This window comes from Actinoplanes sp. GCM10030250 (genome assembly GCF_042666575.1).
In the GTDB taxonomy this organism is placed as follows: domain Bacteria; phylum Actinomycetota; class Actinomycetes; order Mycobacteriales; family Micromonosporaceae; genus Actinoplanes.
This window is the reverse complement of record NZ_JBHTDO010000007.1, coordinates 50,652-76,239: the sequence shown is the minus strand read 5'-3', so window position 1 is coordinate 76,239 and position 25,588 is coordinate 50,652. Positions and strand designations below refer to the sequence as shown.

The following is a 25,588-nucleotide window of genomic DNA, read 5'->3' as shown; positions in this document are numbered from 1 at the left end:
GATGGCCGGCCACTTCTCCGAGTACGGCCGTCCGATCGAAGTGGACGGTGGCCTCGCGGTCCGGTCGAAGCGCGGCAAGATCGGCGAGCAGTGGTGGTCACGCCGTTTCGTGGACGTCCTGGAGGGGATCTGCGATCCGGGACGTCTTGCGCGCGGTCGTGCGTACGCAAGAAAGGGTCAGGTCATTGATTTTGCTCTGACCCCGGGCCGGATCAAGGCTCGGGTGCAGGGTTCGCGGCCGACGCCTTACCAGGTCACGATCACGATCAGTCATTTCGACGAAGCACAGTGGAATGAGATCACCGAGCAGCTCGGTGCCCGCGCGATCTACCGCGCCGCCCTGCTGGCCGGTGAGATGCCGCACGAGATCGTCGAGCTCTTCACCGAGCTCGGCCTGCCGCTGTTCCCGTCCGATCTGGACATCGCCTGTTCCTGCCCGGACTGGGGCGTTCCCTGCAAGCACGGGTCTGCCGCCCTCTACGTGCTGGCCGAGGCGTTCGACGACGACCCGTTCCTGGTGCTGGCCTGGCGGGGACGCCCTCGCGAGGACCTGCTGGACGCCCTGCGCGGCACCCCGGACCCGGACGAGGAGGCAGTCGACCCGCTCGCGGTGGAGGACGAGCCGTTGGACGCCCGGCTGGCCGACTTCTACTCCGCGGCGATCAGCCTGGGCCGGCTGCGAGAGCGTCCGGGACGGACCACGGCACCGCCGGAGCTGCTGCTGCGTGCCCTCGACCCGCCCCCGGTCAAGATCCGTCACGTCCCGCTGGTGGACATCCTCCGGTCCACCTATCGCGATCTGGGTAAACCGGAGGAGTGACTCGGGCCGCGCCCATCGTGAACCGATCGTGGGCGAGTCCACGATGGACGCGGCGGATCGTCACGCTACCCGATGCGTACGCAATGTGACTACAAGTGAGGTCAACTGATGAGTGAGATGAGCTACCGCCGCCTGGGTGACTCGGGCCTGGTGGTGTCCGTGATCGGAATCGGCTGCAACAACTTCGGCCGCAAGCTGGACGCCGACGGCACCCGGGAAGTGGTCGACGCCGCACTCGACGCCGGCATCACCCTCTTCGACACCGCCGACATCTACGGCACCCCGCACGGCGCCTCCGAGGAACTGCTCGGCGCCGCGCTCAAGGGCCGCCGTGACGAGGTTGTGCTCGCCACCAAATTCGGCATGAACATGGAGGGCCTCAACGGCCGGGACTTCGGTGCCCGCGGCTCCCGGCGGTACATCGTCCGGGCCGTCGAAGCGTCGCTGCGCCGGCTGGAGACCGATCACATCGACCTCTACCAGATGCACGAGCCCGATCCGGCGACGCCGATCGAGGAGACCCTCGCCGCCCTGGACGACCTGGTCCGCGCGGGCAAGGTGCGCTACCTGGGCAACTCGAACTTCTCCGGATGGCAGATCGCCGACGCCGACTGGACCGCGCGTACCGGCAGTCAGACCCGGTTCGTCAGCGCCCAGAACCAGTACAGCCTTCTGCACCGGGATGTGGAGACCGAGGTGGTTCCGGCCTGCGAGCAGTTCGGCCTGGGCCTGCTGCCGTTCTTCCCGCTCGACTCGGGCCTGCTCACCGGCAAGTACCGGCGCGGTGAGAAGCCCGCCGCCGGCACCCGGCTCGCCCAGGAGCGCTACCAGCGCTGGCTCGAGGGTGCCGATTGGGACACCATCGAGGCGCTCACCGCGTACGGGCAGGAACGTGGCCACAGCCTGCTCGATGTGGCCATCGCCGGCCTGGCCGCCCGGCCGGCCGTGACGAGTGTGATCGCCGGCGCGACCTCCGCCGAGCAGGTGCGGGCGAACGCGGCAGCGGGCGGTTGGGATCTCAGCGCCGCCGACGTCGCCGCGCTGGACGCGCTGCTCGACGACTAGGTGGTCATTCCACGACTGTGACGATCCGCCTGCGACGAGCCATGCGGTACGCGAGAACGCCGGCCACCAGCAGGACAGCACCCGCGCCGGCCACCAGCCCGGCCGGCGCCCCGGTGACCGGTAGGCCACCGCCCGAACCGCCCGCGGCCAGCTCGACCGTGAACGCAGCGGTGTTGTTGCCGGCCTTGCCGTCCTGCACTCCGCCGTGGACGGTCACCTTGCCCGCCCCGTGCTCGCCCTCCAGGATCTCGCCGGTGAAGGAGAACACGCTCTTCTCCCCGCTGGGCAGGCCGTCGAAGAACAGGCAGACGTAATCGCGCCCGCCCAGCGACTCAAAGAATTCCTCCTCGACGTCGTCCGGGGAGGTGCCGGCGATGCACCGCCCGTCGATCTCGGTCAGGTCGATCCCGCCCGGCACCCTGACGCGCAGGTAAGGCAGGTTCTCCACGGTCGGCGGGATGAGGGCGGTCGGGCCGAAGTTCCGCACGCCGACCGCGGCCGTCGTCTCGTCGCCGACCGCACCCTTGAAGACTCCGCCGACGGCCGCGGTGTCAGCCGACGACTTCGGCACCGAGACCGCGAAGTCGGTGAAGTTGTCGTCCTCGTTGAGGTCCTCGACCGGCTTCGGCTCGTCCGCCGATGCCCTGGCGAGCGCCTCCAGCTTCAGGACCTCGCCCTTGGCGCCGGCGTTGCGGGCCGTGAAGTCGAAGACGTACTTCTCGGTGAGCCCGACAGCGGCGACCATGATCGGGTACTCGTACGGGCCGGGTGCGTCCGCCTTCACCCTGATCTGTAGCGGGGTCGCCTCCGGCAGCCGGAAGGTCCCGCCCGCGGCCAGCGGCTCGTTGAAGACGCAGACGATCCCGCCGAACTCGTCGTCGACCTCGCAGTTGCGGTAGTCCAGCACCGGGTCCACGCCGCCCAAGACCGGCAGGACCAGCAGGGCGACGGCCTCGACCTCCCGGTTGCCGGTGTTGCTGACGACCACCGGCACGTCAGCCGCGCCGCCCCGGCCCAGCTTGAGGTCCTCGACGTCGCCCATCTCCAGGTCGGCGCCGCCCTTGTCGGTACGCACCACCGCCATCGAGGTGCCGAAGCTGTCCAGGCCGCCGATGACGGTGGTGAGCGGCAGCACCTTCGCGGTCGTGGTGGGCTTCAGCGTGAACCGCACGATGCGCGACTCACCGGCCTTGATGTCGCCGACGTCGCAGGACGTGCTGGTGCAGCCGGACGGCGGGGTCAGCCCGAGGTCGGCGGTGACCGGGTGTTCCGCGTCGCCGAACTCGAGGACCACGCCCTTGGCCGCCGCGCCGCCGACGTTGATCAGCTCGATCTTGACCGTCTTCGACTGGCCGCTGATCACGGTGACCGTTTCCGGGCCGTAGATGCCGACCATCGGCACATCGAACTTGGACTTCGCGTCGGCTTTCTCGTCAGCTTTCTCGTCCGCGTAGGCGGGCAGGGCCAGGCCGGTCAGAGCCAGGCCGGCGGCCACCGCGGGCAGGGCGAGACGGTGAAACAGGACACGCAGACGCATGGGCACCGACTTCAGACCGGGGAAAGTCCGAGGAGCCTAAGCCCGCCCACGTGCAAGATCAAACATCGGCGAAAAGGGGCCCTTCCGAGGGCAGGAACGGCACTTCTCCGCGTTCGGCGGCACGGCGGGCGAATTCCCGCACACCGGCGATCTGGCGCTCACCCAGCGAAAAGTCCAGCGCCCGGAAATAGTTCGCCAGGGTCGCCGCGTCGAACGGCTCCCACCGGGCGGCGGACTCGGCCACCTCGTCCAGCTCGCCCAGGCAGAGGTCCCGGGACCGCTGGAACGCCTCGTGCACGTCCTTGACCATGCCAGGATGCGCGGCGGCGAAGTCCCGGCGGACCGCCCAGACCGCGAACACCATCGGCAGACCGGTCCACTCCCGCCACGCCTCGGCCAGATCGATCACCTGGAGGCCGAGGGCGGGTGCCTCGTACATCGCCCGCAGCGCCGGATCGCCGATCAGCACACCGGCGTCGGCCTCCATCAGCATCTGCGACAGGTCCGGTGGGCATCGGAAATAACGGGGCTCGGCGCCGTACCTCTCGGTCAGAAGCATTTGCGCGAGCATCACGCCGGTCCGCGAGGTCGAACCGAGCGCGACCGGACGCCCATCCAACTCGGCCGGAGGCCGGGTGGACACCAGATTGACCGACAGCACCGGCCCGTCACTGCCCACGGCCAGGTCGGGCAGCAGGAGCAGCTCCTCGCTGTGCCGCAGGTACTCCACCAGCGTGATCGGCCCGATGTCCAGATCACCGGCGACGAGCGACGCACTGAGCCGCTCCGGGGTGTCCTTGTACAGATCGACGTCGAGCAGGGCGCCCGACCGCATCAGCCCCCAGTAGATGGGCAGGCAGTTGAGGAACTGAATATGCCCGACCCGGGGCCGACGGACGCTGTCGCTCATCCTGCGACGTTAACGCTGACCTTGCCGGGATCGCCGCTCGGAGAGGCTCCGCGTGGCTCATATCGCAGCTGAGGGCTTGCTGCTGCCGGCTGGTGCGCTCATCTCACCGGCCTGTTCTTCGCGATCGCGTCGCACCAGCGGCACGCAGGCGAGCGCCGCCGTCACACCGAGCACGCCAGCACCCGCGACCAGCACCCGCGGGTCGAACTGGTCGGCCAGCGGGCCCGCCACGATCAGGCCCAGCAGGCCCGCACCCTGGACCGCCGCGCCGTACGCCGAGAACGCCCGCCCGTGCGCCTCGGCCGGCACCCGCCCGGCGATCATCACGGTGGTGCAGACGTTGAGGGCGCCGTTCGCGACACCGCCCAGGATCCAGAGGGGGATCAGCCATCCCGCGCTCTGCACCGATGCTCCGGCGAGCACCGCCAGGCAGGACGCCGCGAGCAGGGCGAGCACCACACGCAGGGTGAGGCGCCGCCGCGGCACCCGGCCGACGACCAGGCTGCCGGCCAGCATCCCCACCGTCCACGACGCCATCACGAACCCGTAGACCGCTGTCGACGCCCCGAGCGTGTCGCGGATGAAGAACACCTCGAAGACGTTCACCGCGTTGACCCCGGCGACGACTGCCGCGACCGCCACCGTCATGACGGTGAGGCTGCGGTCGGTGCGCAACCGGAAGGGCACACTGCCGGCCGTCTTGCCGGTGGCGGCACCGCGCCGTGTGCGGATCAGCAGGCCGATCACCACCAGCGCGAGGTAACTGGCGGCGTCCAGCAGCAGCGGCACGCGGGGGCCGGTCAGCCCGACCAGGATCCCGGCGAGCGCGGGGGCGGCAAGCATGCCGATCTGGCCGGCGGTCTGGACGATGCCGCTGGCCTTGGCCAGGTCGGCGCTGCGCACCATCCCCGGGAGCAGGGCGGCGAAGGTGGGCTGGGTGACGGCCAGGCCGCACGAGAGCAGGGCGACCAGGGCGACGATCAACACCGGGTGGGTGGTGAAGGCGAGGGCCGCACAGACCGCGGCCTGGGCGAACCCCATCAAAATCAGGAGGGTACGACTGTCCGCACGATCAACCAGCCGGCCGGCGGGAGCGGCGAGCAGGGTGATCGGAAGGCTCGCCGCGACAAGGAGCCCGGAAACCGCCATCCCGCCGTGGCCGGACTGCTGCAGCACCAGCGCGAGCGTCGTGGCCGCCAGGAAGTCGCCGCACACCGAGATCGCCCGCCCGGCCGCGGCCAGGTACACGTCCGACCAACGCGAGCCATCAGATGTGAAGGACATACTTCGAAAGTATTACTTCACATCTTCCGGCGCAAGCTGAGCCCGGGGAAAAGCCGCGTACTGAACAAACACCTGCCGGGCCTCCGCCGCCGCCGTGGCCTGTCGTTCCCGCAACCGGTACGGCTCCATCAGCGCACGCACCCGCTTGGTCAACTCGGCCAGCTCCTCGGCCGTGACCAGCAGATGCTGACTCATCAGCGCACTGGCGTCCCGCCACTGCTGCGGCTCCTCCGACTGCCGGCCCACCCAGGCGCGAAGCCGGTCCTGATCCCGATTCAGGTAGAGGTCGATGAGCGCCCGCTCCGCCGCCAGCGCCTCCGGCTGCTCCGCGTCACCCTCGATCCACAGGCTCGCATTCGTACTCCGCCACAGCCGCTCCCGCCCGTCCCCGCGACTCGCCGCCTGCTCCACCAGCCCGTACTTCGCCAGCTCCCGCAGGTGATAGCTGGTCGCACTCGGCGACAGCCCGACCATCCCAGCACACTCGGTGGCGGTCACCGCCTCACCGGTCACACTCAGATGCTCGACAATCTCGATCCGAGCCGGATGCGCCAGCGCCCGCATCGTCCGTGCGTCGGAGATCCGTCCCTCCGACCGCCCACTCTCCCGCTCACCCATCCCCCCATTCTTGCCAGGCGAGCTGAAGACACTCAGACAGACCTCAAGCAACCTTCAATTGCTCGTCGCCGAAGTCCGCGATCAGCTTCAACGTCCCACCGAGCGCGGCGATGTAGCGGGCCAACACATCCTGAGTCGAGACCGCGCCGGACTCGATCTGCGACACCCTCGCGACGGAGACACCCATGCGCTGGGCAACCTGCTCCTGGGTCATCTCACGCCGTTTGCGCAACTCCGCGAGACGCCAGCCACGTGCTTCGTCCAGCATTCGGCCGATATCATCCTCAAAAGCCTCAGAGCCACCCGCCGTTTCCACGGCCCGCTCCAGATGCTCGGTATCCCGCCACCGCTTAGCCCCCATCGCGCATCGCCTCCTGCCGCTCCTTGAGGTACCCGGCGTATCGCTGCTCAGCCTCAGGGATGGCACCCCGGTACCAACGACTCCACTGACCGGACTTGTCACCAGCAACCAACAGAACTGCAGATCTCCACGGATCGAAGATGAATAGAATTCTGATCTCCGTCCGTCCGGCCGACGGCGGTCGCAGCTCTTTCAAGTTCGACAGGTTCGATGCCGTGATGCTGTCCACCAGCGGCCTACCCTCGGCGGGCCCGTTGCGTTCCAGGACAAGAATCGCCTGGTTGACGAGTCTCTCGATCGGTGTCCAGCAGCCCGTCAAGGAACTCTTCGACCTGTTCAGTCATCAGAATTTCCCACTCCACCTGCCCCTCCGTCACAGGTTAACAATATCCTTAATACACTCGCGTGGCAGCTCATCAAATCGGTGGACAGGACCACGCGAAGGCGTAGGCTCCGTGGTCGCATGACGGCCGTGGTGAGAATGCACCGCAGCGGACGTTCCCGCGCCGAGGGCGGCCACCCGTCCTCCGGATACGCGAGCAGCAGCTAAGACCAGCCTGTTGGGGATGATCTGTGCCCGCCTCTGATCTGGACACCGAACTCGCCGCCGAACGTAGCCACCTCACCGACTCCCGGATCGCATTGCGCCGCATGCGTGACCGGGCCCAATCGCTCTTCTCGACCGGTGACAAGGTCGCCGGGGACGCCTACACCGCTGAGCAGCTGGGCCGGCACATGGCCCGGCGTGTCAAGGAGCTCGCGGACGACCCGGACACACCGCTGTTCTTCGGGCGCCTCGACATCGAGGAGGTCGCCTATCACGTGGGGCGCCGGCACGTCACCGACGAAGCGGGCGAGCCGATGGTGCTGGACTGGCGGGCGCCGCTCTCCCGGTCCTTCTACCGGGCCAGCGTCCGCGATCCGCAGGGTGTCGCGACGCGGCGCCGGTTCGGGTTCGTCAAAGGGGAGCTGACCAGCTTCGAGGACGAGCATCTTGACCGCGGCGAGGAGCTGGGGACCAGCAGCCGCATCCTGACCGCGGAGATCGAGCGGCCGCGTGTCGGGCCGATGCGGGACATCGTCGCGACCATCCAGCCCGAGCAGGACGAGCTGGTCCGGGCCGAGCTGGGTGAGTCGATCTGCGTGCAGGGCGCGCCGGGCACCGGGAAGACAGCGGTGGGGCTGCACCGTGCCGCCTACCTGCTCTATCTGCATCGGGAGCGGCTGCGCCGGTCGGGAGTGCTGATCGTCGGGCCGAACACCGCGTTCCTGTCCTACATCTCCGCCGTGCTGCCGACCCTGGGCGAGGTCGAGGTGCAGCAGTCCACCCTGGCGGAGCTGATCGGCCGCGTGCCGGTCAAGGCCGTGGACACGGCGCAGGCCGCAAAGACCAAACATGATGTACGCCTGGCCGAAGTGCTCCGGAAAGCGCTGTGGGGCCGGATCAGCAAACCCGCCGAGCCGATCATGGTGTCGGACGGTTCCTATCGGTGGCGGATCGACGTGGAGCCGCTGCGCAGGCTCGTCGACGAGGCGCGCCGGGAGGGCCTGCCGTACTCGGTGGGTCGTGAGCGTGTCCTCGCCCGGGTGGTGAGCCTGCTCCAGCGCCAGTCGGAATACCGCACCGGCAACTCACCGAACGAGACCTGGCTGCGCAAGATGAGCAAAGTCGCGCCGGTCGCGGGGTTCCTGGAGGCCGCCTGGCCGGCGGTCACCGCGGAGTCGCTGGTCGCGAGCGTGCTGACCGATCCGTCGGTCGCCGGTGACCTGCTCACCGCCGACGAGCAGGAGGCGATCCGCTGGGTCAAGCCGCCGAAGACGGTGAAGTCCGCCAAGTTCACCGCGGCCGATCTGCTGCTGCTCGACGAGGCGGCGGGTCTGCTGGAGCGGGAGAACAGTTTCGGTCACGTTGTCGTGGACGAGGCGCAGGACCTCTCCCCCATGCAGGCCCGCGCGCTGGCCCGGCGCAGTGAGCACGGCTCGATCACGCTGCTCGGCGACCTGGCTCAGGGCACCGCGCCGTGGGCCGCCACGGACTGGCGGGACATCCTCGGTCATCTCGGCAAACCGGACGCACCCGTAGTGCCGCTGACCGTTGGTTTCCGCGTACCGGAAGCAGTGGTGACCTTGGCCAATCGCCTGCTGCCCGCCCTCGGTGTGAACGTGCCCGAAGCGGTCTCCCTGCGCCGCGACGGCGATCTTGTCATCGTTGCCGTGCCGGAGGCCGGCGACCTGGACGCCCGGACGCTGGCCGAGGTCACCGCCGCGCTGGGGCATGAGGGCTCGGTCGCGGTGATCGCGGCGGACACGGCGGTGGGCAGGCTGCGCGGCCACCTCACGGCGGCCGGGATCGAGCACGCGACGCCCGACGACGTCGAGTCCGAGGCGCGCGTCATGGTGGTGCCCGCCTCGGTCGTCAAGGGCCTGGAGTACGACCACGTGATCGTCCACGAACCCGCTGACATCGTGTCCGCGGAGCCGAAGGGCCTCAACCGCCTGTACGTGGTGCTCACCCGCGCCGTGACCAGGCTTTCCGTCCTGCACGCCAAGCCGCTGCCCGATCCGCTTAGGATCACTTGATGCCCCGTATCGGAGTGATGTTCGACCGCGACATTGTCCCTGAAGAGCTCCCCGGCTTCGCCGCCGCGCTGGAAGAGGCGGGCGCGGACGACCTGTGGGTGGTGGAGGATCTCGGGTGGAACGGCGGTGTCAGCGCCGCCGCGATCGCGCTGGCCGCCACCTCGCGGCTGCGGGTCGGCATCGGCATCGCGCCGGCCCCGCTGCGCAGCCCCGCCCTGTACGCGATGGAGATCGCCACCCTGGCCCGGGTGTACCCGGGCCGCGTGGTGGCCGGTCTCGGTCACGGCGTGCCAGGCTGGATGCGCCAGGTCGGCGTGGCACCGAAGTCGCCCCTCTCCCTGCTGGAGGAGACCGTCACCGCGGTTCGGCGGCTGCTGCGAGGTGAGACCGTCACGGTCGAGGGACGAGAGGTGCAGATCGAAGACGTACGCCTCGTGCACCCGCCATCGGTGGTTCCGCCGGTCGTGACAGGTGTGGTGCGCCCGCGCTCGCTGGAGCTCTCCGGGCGGGCGGCGGACGGCACCATCCTCGTCGAAGGGCTGAGCCCGGCTCAGCTCACCGAGGCGATCGGCCACATCCGCCGGGGCGGGGCGGGCGACGACCACGAGCTGATCGGTTTCACCTTCCTGCACATCGACGACGACCCGGAACGCGCCGCTCGGACCAGCCTCGAGACCATGACCGTTCAGGCGGGGTTCCTGGGTGTGCGGCCCGAGGAGGTGTTCGCGCTGGTCGGGCCGGCGAGCGACATCCCGGGCAAGGTGCGCACCCTCACCGACACCGGCATCAGTACGGTCGTGCTGCGTCCGATCGGGTCGGATCCGCTCGGCCAGGTGCGCACCGCGCTCACAGCTCTGGGGCGCTGAGGCGCTTACGGCTCTGGGGCGCTGAGCGGTTTCACCCAGCGGGACCAATCGTCCTGCTGCCGGTAGCCGCTGGTGCCCCAGATCCGGTGCGCGGCATCGTTCTCGTCGAGGACCATGGCGTCCACCCGCGTACCGCCGAACTGCCGGAACCGCTCCTCAGCCGCAGCCACCAACCGGCCCCCGATGCCCTCCCGCCGGCGCCACGGCGCGACCGCCAGCCGGTAGATGTGGCAGCGCCATCCGTCCCAACCCGCGATGACAGTTCCGACGATCTCCCCGCCGTCGACCGCAACGATCAGCGCGCCCGGATCCCGCCCGTGCAGTGCCTCGACGGCTGCCATCGTGTCCGCCGGCCGGCTCTCGTTCTCCGCCGCCACCTGCCAGAACTCCAGCACCGCGGCGAGTTCGCCCGCCCCCGCCGCCCGAATCTCCACCTCACCCACCCCGCCACCCTAGATCCACTAAGCCCGACTCGGACAACCCAGCTGGTCCTCAGCGTGCACAAATCGGACAGGAAACGACGCTGAGGACCAGCTGGGGTCTACCGCTGGCGCTCAGCGCTGTGTCGGGGCGTGGGAGGGGCGATGGGAGTCGGCTGCGGGGGGTGGGGGGCCTAGCGGCGGGGGGAGGGTCGGCGGTTCGGCCAGAAGAACGACAGTTTCATTCGGTCTCGGGCATCAAAATGCGACGATGCGCTCGTGACCGACTGCACCGAGCGGCAGCCAGCCGAAATGGACGACGAGGTCCCGTCATGACCGGTCCGTCCCCTGGCGTGCCCAACTGGGTGGACCTGGCCTCCGCCGACGTCGAGGGCGCGATCCGCTTCTATACGACGCTCTTCGGGTGGACCGCTGAGGTGTCCGGCGACGACTTCGGTGGGTACACGACGTTCCTTCTCAACGGTCTGCCGGTGGCCGGTGCCGGGCCGCTCTTCGGAGAGGGACAGCAGACCGCCTGGAGCACCTATTTCGCGGCTGACGACGCCGACCTGGTCGCGGCCCGGGTGGAGGCGGCGGCGGGAAAGGTGCTGGTCCCGCCGTTCGACGTGATGGATCAGGGCAGGATGGCGGCGTTCCTGGATCCGGCGGGCGCGCCGTTCAGCGCCTGGGAGGCCGGGATGATGCGCGGCGCGGAGGTCTTCGACCTGCCGGGGGCGCTCACCTGGGCCGAGCTGAACACCCGGGATCTGGAGGGCGCGATGGCGTTCTACGGCGCGGTGTTCGGCTGGACATTTCGGGACGCGCACGTCAGCGGCCTGCCGTACGTGATCGGTGAGCGCAACCGCACCTCGGTCGCCGGCATCCAGCTGATGGTCGGCAGCGCCTGGCCGGACGACCTGCCACCGCACTGGCTCGTGTATTTCGCGGTGACCGACTGCGATGCGGCGGCGGAACACGCGTACGCGCTCGGCGGCCGGATCGTGCACCAGCCGACGTCGATCTCGGTGGGACGGTACGCGCTGGTCGAGGATCCGCAGGGCGGTACGTTCGCGATCCTGGCGCCCGTGCGCTGACCGGGACCGGCTGCTGGAACGCGCCGCCCGAACAAGCCGCTGGGACACGTTCCTGGCACGCGGCGCGGACACCCGGCGCGGACACCCGGCGCGGACACGAAAAAGGCCGCCCGGAGGCGGCCGTTTTTTCGTCGGGCGTCAGCCCAGAAGCGTGGGCAGCTTCTCGAACAGCTGCGTCGTGAAGGTCATCATCTCGCGCAGCATCCAGTTGCCGGTGAGCAGCAGCGCCGCGCCGATCGCGATCGCCTTCGGGACGAAGGAGAGCGTGGCTTCCTGGATCTGGGTGACCGACTGGAACAGAGAGATCGCGAAACCGACCGCAAGAGCGGTCAGCAGCACCGGCGCCGACATCTTCGCCGCGACGTTCATGGCCTGCAGTCCGAGCTCCACCACCATTGTGTCCGTCATGCCAGTCACTTCGGGAACTTGAGGATTCCGAGGAGTGCTAAACGGGCGCAGGCGGGTTGCGGTCCGGTTGCCGGACACCCATTGATCAACTTCGGACCGCGACCACCAGCGGGCCGTGATCACCTTCGATCACCCGGACCTTCACCCGGTAGTGCTCGGCAAGGGTGGCCTCGGTGAGCACCTCGGTGGGGGTACCGGCGGCGACGACCCGGCCGCCGGCGAGCAGAACCATGCGGTCGGCGTACTCGCCGGCGGTGGAAAGGTCGTGCATGGTGGCGAGCACCGTGAGGCCACGTTCGGCGCGGAGGCGGTCGACGAGCTCCAGCACCTCCTGCTGGTGGCCGATGTCGAGCGCGCTTGTCGGCTCGTCGAGCAGCAGGACACCGGCGCCCTGCGCGAGCGCGCGGGCCAGGAAGACCCGCTGGCGCTCGCCGCCGGAGAGCGTGTCCAGGCGGCGGCCGGCGAACGGTGTGAGGTCGAGCGCGGCCAGGACGTCGTCGACGGCGTCCAGGTCCGCGACCGACTCGCGGCCGAGCGGCGGGATGTAGGGGGTACGGCCGAGCAGGACATAGTCGAAGACGTGCATCGCCGGCGGTACGACCGGGGACTGCATCACGGTGGCCACGGCTTTCGCCCGCTCCCGCCGGTGCATCCGGTCGACGGGCACGCCGTGCAGGCGGATCGTGCCCTCGAACTCCAGGAGCCCGCCGATCGCCCGGAGCGCGGTGGACTTGCCCGCGCCGTTGGGGCCGATGACGGTGACCCATTCGCCGTCGGCCACGTCGAGGTCCACACCATCGACGATGAGGGTGCCGTCCAGCCGTACCGTAAGCCCTTCGACGTTGATCGTCACCTGAACACCGTCCGGCTCAGGCGAAGCACGTTGATCATCATGTGGTTACCGCCCTGCTGGTGCGCAGCACGAGGATGAAGAACGGTGCGCCGAGGAACGCCGTCACCACCCCGATCGGGATCTCCGCATCACCGCCGGCGGTTCGCGCCAGCAAGTCGGTCAGGGTCAGGAAGGCCGCGCCGAACAGCACCGACAGCGGCAGCAGCGACCGGTAACTCGGCCCGGTCAGCAGCCGGATCGTGTGCGGCACGATGATCCCCACGAACCCGATCAGCCCGGAGACCGAGACCGCGGCCGCCGTGCCCAGCGACGCGGCGATGATCAGCAGATATCGGCTGCGCTGCGGGTGCAGGCCCAGACTCGTCGCCTCCGCGTCGCCGACGGCCAGGACGTCCAGCTCCCGGCGCTGCGTCAGGACGATCACACCGGTGATCACCGTGTACGGGAGGATCAGCAGCACGTCGTGCCAGCCCGCGGTGGCAAGCCTGCCGAGCAGCCAGGAGTACACCTGCTGCAACGACTCGACGTTGCGTTGCAGCAGGTAGGTCTGCGCGGCGGCCAGGAACGCCGACACCGCGACCCCGGCCAGGATCAGCGAGGCCGGCGACCGCTCACGGCCGCCGGCGGCACCGAGCAACCACGTGAGAGCCACCGCGAGGATCGCACCGGTGAAGGCAGCCGGCGGTACGCCGATCGGCAGCTCCGTGGCCCCATGGGCACCCAGCACGATCACTGTGGTCACGCCGAGCCCCGCACCCGCGGCGACACCGAGCAGGTGCGGATCGGCGAGCGGGTTGCGGAAGGCGCCCTGGTAGGCGGCTCCGGCCAGCGCCAGCATCGCCCCGACGAGCAGCCCCAGCACGACTCGCGGCAGCCGGAGCTGGAGCAGGATCGACACCTCGCGCTCGGTCAGGCCGCTGGACAGGCGTACCCCAGGAATGAGGTTGAGCATCTCCACAGCGACGCTGCCAGGCGGCAGCGAGACCGTGCCGAACGCCAGGCCGGCGGTTGTCGCGACCAGCACGGCCAGCACACCTGCCGCGAGCCAGACCGGGCGCAGACCGGCAGGCCTGCGCCGGTCAGTCACGCTGGGACCTTTTTCACCGCATCAGCAACAGCCTGAACAAGATCGACGGTACGCGGACCCCAGCGCGACGCGATGTCGTCGTCGAGCGGGTAGATCTGAGTCTTCTGTACGGCGGTCACGCCCGACCAGCCACTGCGGGCCTTGACGGTCTCCGCGGACTGCTGGCAGCACTTGCTGTCGGCCAGGAACACCGTGTCCGGGTTGGCCTTGACCAGCGCCTCCTGCGTCACCTGCGGATATCCGCCGAGGGCGCCGTCCGGGTCCGCGGCGTCGGCCACATTCGTCATCTTGAAGAGGTTGAAGACCGAACCGGCGAACGTCTTCGAGGTGGCCGAGTAGAGCTCCGGCCCGAGCTCGTAGAAGTAGGAGAGCGGCTTGGCGCGAGCCGGCACCGACGCGACGATCCCGTCGATCTTCGCGGCCATGTCCGCGTTGACCTTCTCGGCCTCGGTCCGGTGACCGGTGAGTGTCCCGAGGTCACCGATCTGCGCGTAGGTGTCGTCGAGCGTCTTCGCGGCCGGCGCCAGCAGCACGGGAATCGTGAGTTTCCCCAGCTGGGCAACGATGTTGTCGATGTCGTTGGAGACGACGACCAGGTCCGGGTCCTTGGCGGCGATCGCCTCGGCGTTCGGCTTGAAGCCGGAGAGGTCCGTCTTCGGTGCGTCAGCCGGGAAACTCGACTGGTCGTCGACCGCGGTGACCTGCGGCCCGGCGCCGATGGCGAAGAGCATCTCGGTCGCTGTCGCGCTCAACGAGACGATCTTCTCAGGCCGGGCGTCGAGGGTCACGGTGCCGACCGTGACCGGGTACGACGCGCCGGCGCTGGGTGCGGTGACGGTCGGCTCTTCGCTCGTGTCGGCGCACCCGCCGATCAGCAGTGCGGTAGCCGCCACGACGGCAGTGAGCAGGCGTTTCATGGGTCCTCCTGTCGGCCGGGCATGTGGTGCTTCGCCGACAGGGGCCATACCGGCCCGCCGCCCGCGAGGCGCCCCTCCCCGGGAGCGCTGAATCGCGACCGACGCCCAGGCGACCTGGCTAGACCATCCGAATGGAGGGATCACAGTTGCGGGACAGCTCCGGTTTCTCACCGGCTTCGCTGCGGCGCGGTCGTTGAAACGCTAACTCACGACCCCGCCGGTGCGACATCTGCCTGTCATGCGGGTCTCACGATCGCGGCGGTGCGACATCTGCCCGTCATGCGGGTCTCACGATCGCGGCGGTGCGACATCTGCCCGTCATGCGGGTCTCACGATCGCGGCGGTGTCGGCCTTGCGGGATTTTGCGGCGTCGGCGAGGCGGACCTTGGCCAGGGCGATCCCGTCGCCGGTCAGGCGGTAGGTGTGCCGGGGCGGGCGGCCGGGCTGGTCGGAGGGTTCCCAGCCGGCCTCGAGCAGTCGCTGCTCCGACAGTCGCATGAGGATCGGGTAGAGGGTGCCGGAGGCCAGACCGGTCTCGCGGCTCAGGTCATAGCCGTAGCGCCAGGTCGCGGGTTCCTTCAGAAGTGCCTCGAAGAGCCGCAGTGTCTGCGGCGAGGTGTGTGGTGTCCTCGGCATGGCTGAAAGTCTACATAAATCGACTTGCTCACGCTCAGCGATGATCGGCGCCGATCTTAAATCGGGCGCCGCTCGATCCCCAGCGCCGCTCGACCCCCGGCGCCGCTCGACCCCCGGCGCCGCTCGATCCCCGGCGCCGCTCGATCCCGGGCGTTGCTCGACACCGGCGTTGCTCGACGCCGGGCTTCTCGATCGCGGGCGTTGCTCGATCCCGGCGTTACCGGGTCAGGCGCGCTTGCCGGTCGTCTTGCGGACCTTGGTGGCGGGCACGCGGTCGCCCGCTTCGGCGGCCGCCACCCGGTCGCCCGCCTCGGCCGCGCTCTCGTCGCCGGCGAGGGCCGAACGGAGCCGGTCCTTCTCGGCTGTTCTGCGGGCCACGATGTCGCCGAGCTGCTCAGCGGTGTTGTCCCGCCACTTGCGCAGCAGAAGGAAGGACAGGCCGGCCGACGCCACGAAGGCGACCATCATCTTGACCAGCAGGTTCAGCGGAACCGGCAGCAGCGCGGTGAAGCAGACCGCGAACAGGCCTAGCCGGCCGAGCGTGTACTTGACGGCGGCACTCATGACTCTCTCTCCCTCAGCCGGACCGATGGCTGAGCCACCGGAGGCCGTAGAACCAGATCAGGCAATACACGACCGTACCGGTGGCGGCTCCGGCCGCGCCGCTCACCAGGGCCGGAACGAAGCCGGCGATCGCGCCGGCGGCCGTCATCCCGGTGGCGACGCCGAAGCCACCGCCGAGACCGGCGACAATCACGCGGTACGCCCCGAAGCCCTCCGCACGGTATTCCTCGCTGAAGAGCCAGAGCGGCAGGATCAGCGCGAGCCAGCCGTTGGTGTCGCCGAACACGCCGAGCCCGGTCAGCGACATCACCGCTTCGAAGATCAGGAGCACGGCGAGACCGGCCGCCAGCCCGGCGAACGCGGCGCCCAGCAGGTCGCCGATGGTCGCGAGCCGTCCGCCCGCGTCCCGTCGCAGGCCACGTGCACTCTTCTGCTCAGTCACCACATCACCCCGCTCAGTCACCAGATCATCCGGCCCTGCCGGGACGGCTCAGGCCCAGACCTTCTGCGGCTCGCTGCGCCGATCGGCGAGCGACGGAGCCTTCTCATATTCCCTGACGACCTGATAACGAGTGTTGCGCTCGACCGGCTGGAAACCGGCGTCCCAGATCAGGTGGAGCAGGTCGTCGCGGTGCATCGTCTGTGGCGTCCCATACGAGTCGGCGTCGTGGGTGATCTTGTATTCCACCACTGAGCCGTCGAGGTCGTCGGCGCCGAAGTTCAGTGAGAGCTGGGCGACGGAGAGGCCGTGCATGACCCAGAAGCACTTCACGTGGGGCACGTTGTCGAACATCAGCCGGGAGACCGCGAACGTCTTCAGCGACTCGGCCGGCGCCGCCATGGTGGTGCGGGCCTGGAGCCGATTGCGGACCTTGCCGTCCTGGGAGTCGACGAAGTCGTGCTGGTAGCGCAGCGGGATGAAGACCGCGAAGCCGCCGGTCTCGTCCTGGAGCTCCCGCAGCCTCATGACGTGGTCGACCCGGTGCCGCGGCTCCTCGATGTGCCCGTAGAGCATCGTGGCGGGCGTCTTCATGCCCTTGGAGTGAGCGAGCCGGTGGATGCGTGACCAGTCTTCCCAGTGGCAGTTGTGGTCGACGATGTGCTGCCGGACCTCCCAGTCGAAGATCTCGGCACCGCCACCGGTCAGCGACTCCAGGCCGGCGTCCATCAGCTCGTCGAGGATCTCGCTCGCGGAAAGGCCGCTGATCTTCTCGAACCACTGCACCTCGGTCGCGGTGAAGCACTTGAGGTTCACATTGGGCAGTGCGGCTTTCAGCTCGCGCAGCACCTTGGGGTAATAACGCCAGGGCAGCGACGGGTGCAGGCCGTTGACGATGTGTAGCTCGGTGAGCTGCTCGTCCTCCATCTCCTTGGCCTTACGGACCGCCTCGTCGATGCGCATCGTGTAGGCGTCCTTCTCCCCCGGCTTGCGCTGGAAGGAGCAATACGCACAGCTGGCCGAGCACACGTTCGTCAGGTTGAGGTGCCGGTTGACGTTGAACATGACCCGGTCACCGTTCATCTCGGTGCGCTTGTGATGGGCCAGCCGGCCGAGCCACGCCAGGTCGTCGGACTCGTAGAGCGCGATGCCGTCCTCCCGGGTCAGCCGCTCACCGGCATAGACCTTGGCCTCCAGCTCACGCTTCAATCCGGCATCCATCGTCGATCCGGCGGTCATGTGCGCCCCTTCCGTCACCTCGCCGTCGAGAGTACGTCCCGGGTCTGACAGCGGACACGCGACGGCACCGCCGTAACCAGCGGCGCCCCGATATTCGAAAAATTCTCAGCGTCCTTTCACCTTCATTCGATCGACACCGGTAGTGCGCGTGGGGTATGAACCTTTAGGAACGACAAGCGACGGTCCCGACCGACGCGGACGGGGAGCTCATGTCCAAGGCAGTGCGGCAAGGTCCACCTCGACCCCTACGCTTAGCACAGTCCTGGCTACGTCCTGTCGCTTTTTCGGCGGCCACCGCTGTCGCGCTCAGCTCTCTCTTCCAGCCGATTCCGGCCATGGCAGCGCCCACGACACCTCCCTCTCCCGTTGCTCCCGCCGTGCCGGGCGCGCCCGGGGTGGCCGGGGTGCCGGGGATCGCCGGGCTGCCGGGAGCAGGCGGGCTCGCCGGGGTGCCCGGAGCGCCCGGTGGCCCGACCGCGGCCGCGGTTCCCGACACGGGCGCACGTCCGGTGCAGCTCGGCGACCTGACGTTGCCGGGCACGCCGGCCCGGACGACCACCGTCACGCCGACCCTCGGGGTGCCCGGCATCCCGACGAGCCCGGTCGTCCAGCAGGTCGAGAGGGGTCGCGCGGAGATCGCGACACTCGGCGACCAGCTGATCCGGATCGGTCAGGATCGCGACATCGCGCAGGCTCAGGCCTCCACCGCCAGCCAGAAGATCATCGAGGCCCGGGAGTCGCTCCGGCTCGCTCAGGCCGACGTGACCGAGGCAGCGAGCGCCGCCATGGAGCAGGAAGCCGCCATGCCGCCCGGCGCCCTCGACTCCGGCCTGCTCGACCTCGACGCGCTCGCCCGCCTGCAGCGCGGTGACATCCCGCCCGACGAGGGCGCCGCACGCCGGCTGAAAGCTGCGGAGAGCACGCTCCAGGCCGCCATCACCGAGCAGAGCACGGCGTCCCAGCAGGCGACGACGCTGTCGGCCCAGTGGACGCAGCTCAACACCCGGATCGCCCAGAAGCAGACGGCACAGCAGAAGCTCGAGCTGAAGAACGCGGCCGAGCTCAGCGCGGCGGAGACGACCGAGACCGCGACCGACCAGCAGCTCGGCGCCGACTACCTGGCCGGCGAGGCAGACGGCCGCGGTGCCGACCCGCGCGCCCTCCAGGCGCTGCAGTTCGCCCTCGCACAGCGCGGCGACCCCTACGTGTGGTCCGAGGAGGGCCCGGATCAGTACGACTGCTCGGGCCTGATGTACGCGGCCTACCGCTCAGTCGGCTTCTCGCTGGTCCGCGTCTCCCGCGATCAGTACTACCAAACACGCAACAAGGTGGTCGACCGCTACTCGCTGCTCCCCGGTGACCTGCTCTTCTTCAGCTCGTCCAACAGCTGGACCGGCATTCACCACGTCGCGATGTATGCGGGCGACGGCATGATGGTCGAGGCACCGCGGACCGGTCTCAACGTCCGGCTCGTACCGGTGCGGTGGAGCCGGCTCTTCCAGGCCACCCGGGTGTTCGGCTCGGTCGAGGGCGGATCGGAAGCCCCGGACCTCGGCGCCCCCGATCCGGAGGAGCCGGGTCCCGCGGCGCCGAGCCCGTCACGCACCAGCTCGCCGACGCCGACGCCGAGCAAGAGCACGACCAAGCCGCCCACCCAGCCGAGCCCGTCCAAGTCGGCGTCGGCTTCGGCCTCGGCGAGCGCATCGGCCAGCGCCTCCGCTTCGGCGAGCGCGTCGGCCAGCGCTTCCGCCTCGGCAAGCGCGTCGGCCAGCGCCTCGGCTTCGTCGACGACGCCGGCCACCACGCCGGTTCCCGATCAGACGACCAGCAAGCCGACGCCGGAGGAGACCACGAAGGCGCCGACCGGTTCGACCTCCTCGTCGAACGCGGCGGAGGCGACGGTGACCTCAGCGGCCGCGACAAAGGCGTCGTCGGCGAAGGCGTCCTCCCCGTCCGCTTCGCCCAGTGGTGGGTCGTCCGGCGATTAGTCCGGATATCGAGTAATCCACTAACCGGATAATTGTCCGAATCGGCCAGATGCCCGCCGGACTCGGGTTCCGGCCCGGCCGAGCCTGGTGCCGGGTGTGTTCACACCGGCTGATGTGGCACGGTTAAGGTCAGCGCCCGACGTCCGAACCGTCGGCAGCGGTGGTCGGGAGGACCCATGGACGAGCAGCAGGCGACCCGGGACGGCGAGATCGGAACGCCGTCCGCCGCGGGGCCGTCCGCGAGCGACAGTGAGGGCTTCGCTCCGCCGCCGCCACCCGCTCCGGGTGCGCTGTGGGCAGCCCCCAAGTCCGCTCCACCCGCCTCAGACAAACCTGCTTCAGATAAACCCGCCTCCGAGCCGGCGGACTCCGATGCCCCGGCCTCTGATCCGGCTGCCTCTGATCCGGCTGAGCATGCCGTCGCGAAACCCGTTGCCGACATGCCACCGGCGCCGAAGATTTCCGCCTCGGCCCCGGTGTCGAGCGCACCGGCTTCGACCGCACCGGCTTCGACCGCACCGGCTTCGAGCAACGGCGGATCCGCGCGCCCGATCTCCGCCGTCCCGGGCCTGGGTGCGGCGCGCGCTTCGGTGCCCGGTGCGATCCGGCCCGACTCCGGTGAGGTGCACTCCGCCGGCCGGCCGGCCGTCTACGGGGCTGCGGCCAAGCCCGCGGCTCCCGAGACCAGCCCCGAGCCGGCACCGGACCCCGCCGAGCCCGCTCCGCAGCCGGAAAAGCCCAAGCCGACCGAGCCGAAGCCGACCGAGCCGGAGCCGATCAAGCCGACGCCGAGTCCGATTCCGCCCACTCCCGAACCACCTGGACCGGTCCCACCAGGCCCTGGGCCGAGCCCTGTGCCGCCTGGTCCTGGGCCGAGCCCTGTGCCGCCCGGTCCCGGTCCGAGCCCTGTCCCACCCGGTCCTGGTCCGAGCCCCGTGCCGCCCGGTCCTGGTCCGAGCCCGGTCCCGCCCGGTCCGGGTCCTGCTCCGGCCCCGTTCGTTCCGCCTCCCATGATCGGGAGTGCGCTGCCCGCCTACACTTTGCCGCCCAGCGCCGGCCCGGCTGGTCTGCCACCCACGTCGTTCGGTAAGCCACCGGCGACCCGCTCCTCCCAGCCGGAGAACATCGACATGACCCAGCCGGTTCCCGACATGACGCAGCCGGTGCCAACCGGATACCCGACACCGTCCACCTACGGTCCGGCGCAGACCACCCCGGTGAACCCGGTGCCCGGTGGCGTGCCGCAGCAGCGTGGGCAGGGGACGGTTTACAGCACCGGCGGATATCCGTCGATCGACATGACGATGCCGGTCTCCGACCCGCTGGAGAACTCCGGTTCGCTGACCGGCCACATTCTGGCTCAGGGCTGGTACGACGCGCCCGTCGAGCAGCGCCGCAGCAATTTCAAGGTGGTCGTCGCCATGCTGGCCGTCCTGGGCCTGCTCGTCACGGTGAGCCTCATCTTCGTGTTCACGGCGGGTGACGCCTTCACCAACATGATCAAGAATCTCACCAGCTGATCCGCCGCTGAGCGGACGCTGACCGTACGGACGACCCCGGACCGGTGACCCCGGAATTTTGCCGCTCAACGTCCTGCGGCCTAAGCTGGCGAGGTTGCGCTCCGGGGTGAGCCTGCCCACTACCCGCCGGGAATGCGGTCGGTGGTGCAGACGTTGCCCCGTACACTGATGGTAGTTATTGAAGCGGCGTGCCCACCCGGTGCACGCCACGGGCGTTCTTGCGGGCATTTCAGCGAGCGGTCTTCAGGGCCGCGGCGGGCCATTTCGCGAGCATGCGCCCCCGTAGAGAGGTTCTCTTGACCACTTTCGCTGATCCCAGCACGTTCCCGTCCGTACTCGAGACCCCCAGCACCGAAATCCCGGAGCCGGAGACCGCGGCCGCCCCCGCCGCCCCGGTGCAGACCTTCGCCGATCTGGGTGTTCCCGCCGAGATCGTCCGAGTCCTCACCCGCGAGGGCATCACCACCCCGTTCGAGATCCAGTCGGCCACCGTTCCGGACGCGCTCGCCGGCCGTGACGTGCTCGGCCGCGGCCAGACCGGCTCCGGCAAGACCCTCGCCTTCGGCCTGCCGGTGCTCGCGCGCACGGCGCAGAGCGGCAAGGCTCGCCCGCACCACCCGAAGGCCCTGATCCTGGTTCCCACGCGCGAGCTGGCGATGCAGGTCGCCGACGCGCTGATGCCGATCGGCCGTTCGGTCGGCGTGTTCCTGAAGACAGCTGTCGGCGGCGTGCCGTACGACCGTCAGATGGACGCGCTGCGCCGTGGCGTCGAGGTGATCGTCGCCACTCCGGGCCGGCTCGCCGACCTGATCGAGCGCGGCGCCTGCAAGCTCGGCGACGTCGAGGTCACCGTACTCGACGAGGCCGACCAGATGGCCGACATGGGCTTCCTGCCCGAGGTCACCGACCTGCTGTCCAAGACGCCGGAGAACGCGCAGCGCCTGCTGTTCTCGGCCACTCTGGACGGCGACGTCGACACGCTGGTCAAGCGGTTCATGCACAACCCGGTGACCCACTCGACCGCGCCCGCCGAGGCGAGCGTGTCCACGATGGATCACCACCTGCTGCTGATCCCGCCGGCCGAGAAGTTCCCGATCACCGCGTCGATCGCCAACCGGGAGGGCAAGACCATCGTCTTCGCCCGCACCCAGATGGGCGTGGACCGGCTGGTCGAGCAGATGGCGGCGGTCGGCGTGCGCGCCGGTGCGCTGCACGGCGGCAAGACCCAGCGGGTGCGTACCCGCACGCTCGCCGAGTTCAAGGAAGGCCGGACGAACGTCCTGGTCGCGACCGACGTCGCGGCCCGGGGCATCCACGTCGACGGCATCTCGCTCGTGGTCCACGTGGACCCGCCGAAGGACCCGAAGGACTACCTGCACCGCGCCGGTCGTACGGCTCGGGCCGGCGAGTCCGGTGCGGTCGTCACGCTGGTTCTGCCGAAGCAGCGCCGGACCACGCAGGCGATGATGTCCAAGGCGGGCGTCAACCCCGGTGAGTACCGGGTGCGGCTCGGCGACGAGAAGCTCGCCGAGGTCACCGGCGCCCGGGAGCCGAGTGGCATCCCGGTCGTCGAGGAGCCGGAGTCCCGCCGTGAGCGTGGCGGGGACCGTCCGCGCCGGTTCGGGGACCGCCCGCAGCGTTCCTACGGTGACCGTCCGCAGCGTTCGTACGGTGACCGCAACGGCAGCGACCGCAGCTTCGGTGACCGCCCGCGACGTCCGTACGGTGACCGTCCGACCGGTGACCGGCAGTTCGGCGGCGACCGCCAGTTCGGTGACCGCCCGGCTCGCAGCGATGGCGACCGTCAGTTCGGCGGGGACCGCCCGTCCGGCGGCGACCGTCCGGCGAGTGACCGTCCGGCCGGCGGCGACCGCCAGTTCGGGGACCGTCCGCGCAGCAACTACGGTGACCGCCCGGCGCGTACCGAGCGGACCGGCGGCGGCGAGCGCCACTTCGGCGACCGTCCGTTCGCTGACCGCCCGGTCCGTAACGGTGACCGCCCGACCGGCGACCGCCCGATCGGCCAGCGGCGCGACAGCCACCGCACGGACCGCCGGGAGGGCCCGTCGGGTCGTTTCGGGCAGTCCCGCCCGGCCCGGAGCTACTGATCCGGCAGGCACGCCACTGATCTGACGACGCAGGCCCCGACACGCAATCGCGTGGCGGGGCCTGCTTCAGTATCGGCGGCCCAGAAGCAATGCTCCCGGAGGCAGCGGCAGGCAGAGGCAGCGGCAGGCAGAGGCAGCGGCGGCGGAGGCAGCGGCAGGCAGAGGCAGCGGCAAGCAGTGGCAGGCGGAGGCAGCGGCAGGCGGGGGCAGAGGCGGGTTTGTTGATTCAAGGGCGCCCACCCCCTCACGCCCGGCAGTCGCGGCATGGTCGGAACCGGGCAACCACCTCGCGTGGGCAGTGGAGAGCCGTTCGTCCGGCGTACAAAATCCGGATGAAGCGCAAGCTGCCCACCCAGCGCACCAAAAGCGGGAAAGCGGGTACGTTACCGGCATGCCGCTGCCTACCGCGCTGTTCTGGGAGCGCCGGGATGTGTCCGGTGCGGAGCATGCACTTCTCGAGTCACGGACCGGGCTTTACGCGCACGGCACGGCCCTCGCGGCCGGGCCTGTGCCGTATGCGTGTCATTACGAGCTGCAGACCGATCCTGATTGGGTGACCACCCGTCTGGACGTTCGCGCGGAGGGTGCCGGCTGGGCGCGGAGTGTGCGGTTGGAGCTGGCTGCCGGGCGCTGGCGGATCACTGCCTCCGAGCAGGGGGATCTGGACGCGGCGCTTGTCGCTTCCGGTCACGCTCGCGCCGGGCTGCCGGGCAGTGAGGATCCCGATCTGCTCTACGGTGCGTTCGACGCGGACCTGGGTGGCTCGCCGCTGACCAACACGCTGCCGATCCGTCGTCTGCATCTGGGCACGGCGGAGACCGGGGTCGCGCACCGGCTCAATGTCGCGTGGGTGCTGGTGCCGAGCCTGGAGGTGGTGCAGGCGGACCAGATCTACACGCCGCTCGGCGACAATCGGGTGCGGTTCGCGAGCGAGACGTTCAGCGCGGACCTGATCCTGGACGACGAGGGGTTCGTCGAGGAATATCCGGGCCTGGCGCGAAGGGTCAGACCCGGCTCTTGATCCAGCTCAGGCACCCCTTGTCGACGGTCTTGAACGGCTTGCCGTAGGCGGCCCTGGAGGCCTCGTCCGGCTTCTTCCCCTGCCGCAGGATCAGGTCGGCGAACTTCATCAGCCGAGGCTCGCCGAACTTGGTGGCCATGCACGCGCTGGCGTAGTGGCCCATCGCGTAGAGCGTGTTGACGGTCAGATCGTCGGACTTGTTGGTCAGCGAGGGCACCGCGATGGTCTTGGGAGCCCCGCGCTCACCGAACGCTTCGGCCAGGACGTAGCGGTTGTAGGTGTTCTGCGGCTTCTTCGGGTGGGCGCCGATGTACTCGGCGAGCCCTTCGACCAGCCACTGGTCGTCGTCGGTGTCACGGTTGGTTATGCCGGCGAGGGTGGCCACGTGGCCGAGCTCGTGCTGGACGATGACGGAGACGTCCTGTTCCTCGAGGACCTTGCTGATTCGCAGGACGACGTCGGTGCCGACGGTGTTGAGCGGTACGGCGTACCCGATGGCCCATTTGATCTTGTTGCCGCCGTACCAGGACTTCCAGGCCTTGTCGTCGGCGAGGTAGACCCGATAGCGGGCACCCTGCTTGTTGCCGATCATGGCGGCGTAGCGGTCGACGACCCGGGCGGCCTTCTCGGCGATCGGCAGGAACCTCTTCAGCTGTTTCTTCTGGCTCCCGGAGGTGGCCAGGACGACGCGTTCGCCCTGCGCGAAGGCCAGCTGCTGCTTCTGCCAGGGAGGGTTGACCAGGTAGTCGACGTTGCCCTTGTCCAGCGCGGTGATCACGTACTTGTCGCCGCGCAGGGTGAAGGTGATCACCTGGGCGATGCGGGGTGGCCCGTCGTGGCCACCGGCACGCCAGGGCGGGCAGGAGCCGCCCTTGAAGCAGTACGAGAGCGTGGCGTCGACCCGGACGCTGCCCGCCGCCGCTTTGTCCACGTGCGGCTTGCCGTGGTACTCGACGTGGCCGACCCCGAGACCGTGCAGGTTGCGGTAGATCGTGCGGAACGCGGCCACGATGGCGGGCTGCTTGGAGTCGATCGGCGCGAGCCACGCCTTCTCGTCCGCGGCGGTGAGCGCGGCCGCCTGCGCCTCGAGCCGGGTGAGGGACTGCTCGAACGGTGTCGGCGGGCGGGTCACGGCCGGGGCCGGCACCGCTTCGGCCGGTTCGTCCGGGCCCGGCCACAGGATCACTGCGAGGGCGCCGCCCACGACGAGGACGGCGGCCAGGAGGGCGGCGGCCACGGCCGACCTCGAACGTG

Annotated in this window: 24 protein-coding genes and 1 pseudogene; 9 read left to right on the top strand and 16 right to left on the bottom strand. The window is 69.6% G+C overall.

Annotated elements, in window-relative coordinates; all coding sequences use genetic code 11:
* Position 1: 1 nt before the first annotated feature.
* Both ACFQV6_RS12220 and ACFQV6_RS12215 read left to right on the top strand, forming a co-directional pair.
* Positions 2-820 (top strand): SWIM zinc finger family protein, encoded by an 819-nt coding sequence (locus ACFQV6_RS12220; RefSeq protein ID WP_378027526.1) that lies wholly within the window; start codon positions 2-4, stop codon positions 818-820.
* A gap of 108 nt (positions 821-928) precedes the next feature.
* The gene (locus ACFQV6_RS12215) at positions 929-1,885 is read left to right on the top strand and encodes an aldo/keto reductase (RefSeq protein ID WP_378027525.1); all 957 of its coding nucleotides are present in this window, start codon (positions 929-931) and stop codon (positions 1,883-1,885) included.
* Positions 1,886-1,889: 4 nt separating this feature from the next.
* Here ACFQV6_RS12215 and ACFQV6_RS12210 read toward each other — a convergent pair whose 3' ends face one another.
* The 6 genes and pseudogenes from ACFQV6_RS12210 to ACFQV6_RS12185 all read right to left on the bottom strand — a co-directional run bounded on the left by ACFQV6_RS12210 (position 1,890) and on the right by ACFQV6_RS12185 (position 6,939).
* Positions 1,890-3,422 (bottom strand): hypothetical protein, encoded by a 1,533-nt coding sequence (locus ACFQV6_RS12210; protein WP_378027524.1) that lies wholly within the window; start codon positions 3,420-3,422, stop codon positions 1,890-1,892.
* 58 nt (positions 3,423-3,480) lie between these two features.
* On the bottom strand, positions 3,481-4,332 hold the full coding sequence (locus tag ACFQV6_RS12205) for a menaquinone biosynthetic enzyme MqnA/MqnD family protein (protein ID WP_378027523.1): 852 nt from the start codon (positions 4,330-4,332) through the stop codon (positions 3,481-3,483).
* Between the two features lie 57 nt (positions 4,333-4,389).
* On the bottom strand, positions 4,390-5,616 hold the full coding sequence (locus ACFQV6_RS12200; RefSeq protein WP_378027522.1) for an MFS transporter: 1,227 nt from the start codon (positions 5,614-5,616) through the stop codon (positions 4,390-4,392).
* Positions 5,617-5,628: 12 nt separating this feature from the next.
* Complete coding sequence (locus ACFQV6_RS12195) at positions 5,629-6,234, bottom strand: ArsR/SmtB family transcription factor (protein ID WP_378027521.1); 606 nt, start codon at positions 6,232-6,234, stop codon at positions 5,629-5,631.
* A gap of 43 nt (positions 6,235-6,277) precedes the next feature.
* Positions 6,278-6,595, bottom strand: a complete 318-nt coding sequence (locus tag ACFQV6_RS12190; RefSeq protein ID WP_378027520.1) for a helix-turn-helix domain-containing protein — start codon at positions 6,593-6,595, stop codon at positions 6,278-6,280.
* Positions 6,585-6,939: pseudogene (locus ACFQV6_RS12185) on the bottom strand (type II toxin-antitoxin system RelE/ParE family toxin). Before ACFQV6_RS12185 ends, ACFQV6_RS12190 begins: the two are co-directional and overlap by 11 nt.
* 229 nt (positions 6,940-7,168) lie before the next feature.
* On the opposite strand from ACFQV6_RS12185, the gene ACFQV6_RS12180 reads away from it, so the two are divergent.
* Both ACFQV6_RS12180 and ACFQV6_RS12175 read left to right on the top strand, forming a co-directional pair.
* Positions 7,169-9,175: a HelD family protein gene (locus tag ACFQV6_RS12180; protein ID WP_378027519.1), complete on the top strand. Its 2,007-nt coding sequence runs from the start codon at positions 7,169-7,171 to the stop codon at positions 9,173-9,175.
* On the top strand, positions 9,175-10,041 hold the full coding sequence (locus ACFQV6_RS12175; RefSeq protein ID WP_378027518.1) for an LLM class flavin-dependent oxidoreductase: 867 nt from the start codon (positions 9,175-9,177) through the stop codon (positions 10,039-10,041). The genes ACFQV6_RS12180 and ACFQV6_RS12175 overlap by 1 nt, the downstream gene beginning before the upstream one ends.
* A gap of 5 nt (positions 10,042-10,046) precedes the next feature.
* On the opposite strand, the gene ACFQV6_RS12170 is transcribed toward ACFQV6_RS12175, so the two are convergent.
* Positions 10,047-10,484 carry a GNAT family N-acetyltransferase gene (locus tag ACFQV6_RS12170; RefSeq protein ID WP_378027517.1) on the bottom strand — a complete coding sequence of 146 codons (438 nt, stop codon included), beginning with the start codon at positions 10,482-10,484 and terminating at the stop codon, positions 10,047-10,049.
* Positions 10,485-10,792: 308 nt separating this feature from the next.
* On the opposite strand from ACFQV6_RS12170, the gene ACFQV6_RS12165 reads away from it, so the two are divergent.
* Complete coding sequence (locus tag ACFQV6_RS12165; RefSeq protein WP_378027516.1) at positions 10,793-11,554, top strand: VOC family protein; 762 nt, start codon at positions 10,793-10,795, stop codon at positions 11,552-11,554.
* A 138-nt stretch (positions 11,555-11,692) separates the two neighbouring features.
* On the opposite strand, the gene fliQ is transcribed toward ACFQV6_RS12165, so the two are convergent.
* The 8 genes from fliQ to mqnE all read right to left on the bottom strand — a co-directional run bounded on the left by fliQ (position 11,693) and on the right by mqnE (position 17,679).
* Positions 11,693-11,962 (bottom strand): flagellar biosynthesis protein FliQ, encoded by a 270-nt coding sequence (gene fliQ / locus ACFQV6_RS12160; protein WP_378027515.1) that lies wholly within the window; start codon positions 11,960-11,962, stop codon positions 11,693-11,695.
* Between the two features lie 85 nt (positions 11,963-12,047).
* Positions 12,048-12,815 (bottom strand): ABC transporter ATP-binding protein, encoded by a 768-nt coding sequence (locus ACFQV6_RS12155; RefSeq protein WP_378027514.1) that lies wholly within the window; start codon positions 12,813-12,815, stop codon positions 12,048-12,050.
* Positions 12,816-12,852: 37 nt separating this feature from the next.
* On the bottom strand, positions 12,853-13,902 hold the full coding sequence (locus tag ACFQV6_RS12150; RefSeq protein WP_378027513.1) for a FecCD family ABC transporter permease: 1,050 nt from the start codon (positions 13,900-13,902) through the stop codon (positions 12,853-12,855).
* Positions 13,899-14,819 carry an ABC transporter substrate-binding protein gene (locus tag ACFQV6_RS12145; protein WP_378027512.1) on the bottom strand — a complete coding sequence of 307 codons (921 nt, stop codon included), beginning with the start codon at positions 14,817-14,819 and terminating at the stop codon, positions 13,899-13,901. Before ACFQV6_RS12145 ends, ACFQV6_RS12150 begins: the two co-directional genes overlap by 4 nt.
* Before the next feature lie 318 nt (positions 14,820-15,137).
* On the bottom strand, positions 15,138-15,455 hold the full coding sequence (locus ACFQV6_RS12140) for a PadR family transcriptional regulator (protein WP_378027511.1): 318 nt from the start codon (positions 15,453-15,455) through the stop codon (positions 15,138-15,140).
* Between the two features lie 225 nt (positions 15,456-15,680).
* Positions 15,681-16,019 carry a DUF4229 domain-containing protein gene (locus ACFQV6_RS12135; protein WP_378027510.1) on the bottom strand — a complete coding sequence of 113 codons (339 nt, stop codon included), beginning with the start codon at positions 16,017-16,019 and terminating at the stop codon, positions 15,681-15,683.
* Between the two features lie 13 nt (positions 16,020-16,032).
* A complete protein-coding gene (locus ACFQV6_RS12130) occupies positions 16,033-16,461 on the bottom strand; it encodes a hypothetical protein (RefSeq protein ID WP_378027509.1) in 429 nt (142 codons plus the stop codon).
* 48 nt (positions 16,462-16,509) lie between these two features.
* Entirely contained in the window at positions 16,510-17,679 is a 1,170-nt protein-coding gene (gene mqnE, locus ACFQV6_RS12125) for an aminofutalosine synthase MqnE (RefSeq protein WP_378027697.1), read from the bottom strand.
* Positions 17,680-18,032: 353 nt separating this feature from the next.
* Between mqnE and ACFQV6_RS12120 the strand changes: the two genes are divergently transcribed.
* The 4 genes from ACFQV6_RS12120 to ACFQV6_RS12105 all read left to right on the top strand — a co-directional run bounded on the left by ACFQV6_RS12120 (position 18,033) and on the right by ACFQV6_RS12105 (position 24,334).
* A complete protein-coding gene (locus tag ACFQV6_RS12120; RefSeq protein WP_378027508.1) occupies positions 18,033-19,685 on the top strand; it encodes an NlpC/P60 family protein in 1,653 nt (550 codons plus the stop codon).
* Positions 19,686-20,695: 1,010 nt separating this feature from the next.
* The gene (locus ACFQV6_RS12115) at positions 20,696-21,205 is read left to right on the top strand and encodes a hypothetical protein (RefSeq protein WP_378027507.1); all 510 of its coding nucleotides are present in this window, start codon (positions 20,696-20,698) and stop codon (positions 21,203-21,205) included.
* Between the two features lie 296 nt (positions 21,206-21,501).
* Complete coding sequence (locus tag ACFQV6_RS12110; RefSeq protein ID WP_378027506.1) at positions 21,502-23,313, top strand: DEAD/DEAH box helicase; 1,812 nt, start codon at positions 21,502-21,504, stop codon at positions 23,311-23,313.
* A 391-nt stretch (positions 23,314-23,704) separates the two neighbouring features.
* Positions 23,705-24,334 carry a putative glycolipid-binding domain-containing protein gene (locus ACFQV6_RS12105; protein ID WP_378027505.1) on the top strand — a complete coding sequence of 210 codons (630 nt, stop codon included), beginning with the start codon at positions 23,705-23,707 and terminating at the stop codon, positions 24,332-24,334.
* Here the strand turns inward: ACFQV6_RS12105 and ACFQV6_RS12100 are convergent.
* A complete protein-coding gene (locus ACFQV6_RS12100) occupies positions 24,318-25,571 on the bottom strand; it encodes a hypothetical protein (RefSeq protein ID WP_378027504.1) in 1,254 nt (417 codons plus the stop codon). The genes ACFQV6_RS12105 and ACFQV6_RS12100 overlap by 17 nt on opposite strands.
* Positions 25,572-25,588 lie beyond the last annotated feature (17 nt).

Bases quoted from the DNA above. Each gene is read 5' to 3' on its own strand.
- ACFQV6_RS12220 (WP_378027526.1), top strand. From the start codon at position 2: ATGGCCGGCCACTTCTCCGAGTACGGCCGTCCGATCGAAGTGGACGGT.
- ACFQV6_RS12215 (WP_378027525.1), top strand. From the start codon at position 929: ATGAGTGAGATGAGCTACCGCCGCCTGGGTGACTCGGGCCTGGTGGTG.
- ACFQV6_RS12210 (WP_378027524.1), bottom strand. From the start codon at position 3,422: ATGCGTCTGCGTGTCCTGTTTCACCGTCTCGCCCTGCCCGCGGTGGCC.
- ACFQV6_RS12205 (WP_378027523.1), bottom strand. From the start codon at position 4,332: ATGAGCGACAGCGTCCGTCGGCCCCGGGTCGGGCATATTCAGTTCCTC.
- ACFQV6_RS12200 (WP_378027522.1), bottom strand. From the start codon at position 5,616: ATGTCCTTCACATCTGATGGCTCGCGTTGGTCGGACGTGTACCTGGCC.
- ACFQV6_RS12195 (WP_378027521.1), bottom strand. From the start codon at position 6,234: ATGGGTGAGCGGGAGAGTGGGCGGTCGGAGGGACGGATCTCCGACGCA.
- ACFQV6_RS12190 (WP_378027520.1), bottom strand. From the start codon at position 6,595: ATGGGGGCTAAGCGGTGGCGGGATACCGAGCATCTGGAGCGGGCCGTG.
- ACFQV6_RS12175 (WP_378027518.1), top strand. From the start codon at position 9,175: ATGCCCCGTATCGGAGTGATGTTCGACCGCGACATTGTCCCTGAAGAG.
- ACFQV6_RS12165 (WP_378027516.1), top strand. From the start codon at position 10,793: ATGACCGGTCCGTCCCCTGGCGTGCCCAACTGGGTGGACCTGGCCTCC.
- fliQ (WP_378027515.1), bottom strand. From the start codon at position 11,962: ATGACGGACACAATGGTGGTGGAGCTCGGACTGCAGGCCATGAACGTC.
- ACFQV6_RS12145 (WP_378027512.1), bottom strand. From the start codon at position 14,819: ATGAAACGCCTGCTCACTGCCGTCGTGGCGGCTACCGCACTGCTGATC.
- ACFQV6_RS12140 (WP_378027511.1), bottom strand. From the start codon at position 15,455: ATGCCGAGGACACCACACACCTCGCCGCAGACACTGCGGCTCTTCGAG.
- ACFQV6_RS12135 (WP_378027510.1), bottom strand. From the start codon at position 16,019: ATGAGTGCCGCCGTCAAGTACACGCTCGGCCGGCTAGGCCTGTTCGCG.
- mqnE (WP_378027697.1), bottom strand. From the start codon at position 17,679: ATGGATGCCGGATTGAAGCGTGAGCTGGAGGCCAAGGTCTATGCCGGT.
- ACFQV6_RS12120 (WP_378027508.1), top strand. From the start codon at position 18,033: ATGGCAGCGCCCACGACACCTCCCTCTCCCGTTGCTCCCGCCGTGCCG.
- ACFQV6_RS12115 (WP_378027507.1), top strand. From the start codon at position 20,696: ATGATCGGGAGTGCGCTGCCCGCCTACACTTTGCCGCCCAGCGCCGGC.
- ACFQV6_RS12105 (WP_378027505.1), top strand. From the start codon at position 23,705: ATGCCGCTGCCTACCGCGCTGTTCTGGGAGCGCCGGGATGTGTCCGGT.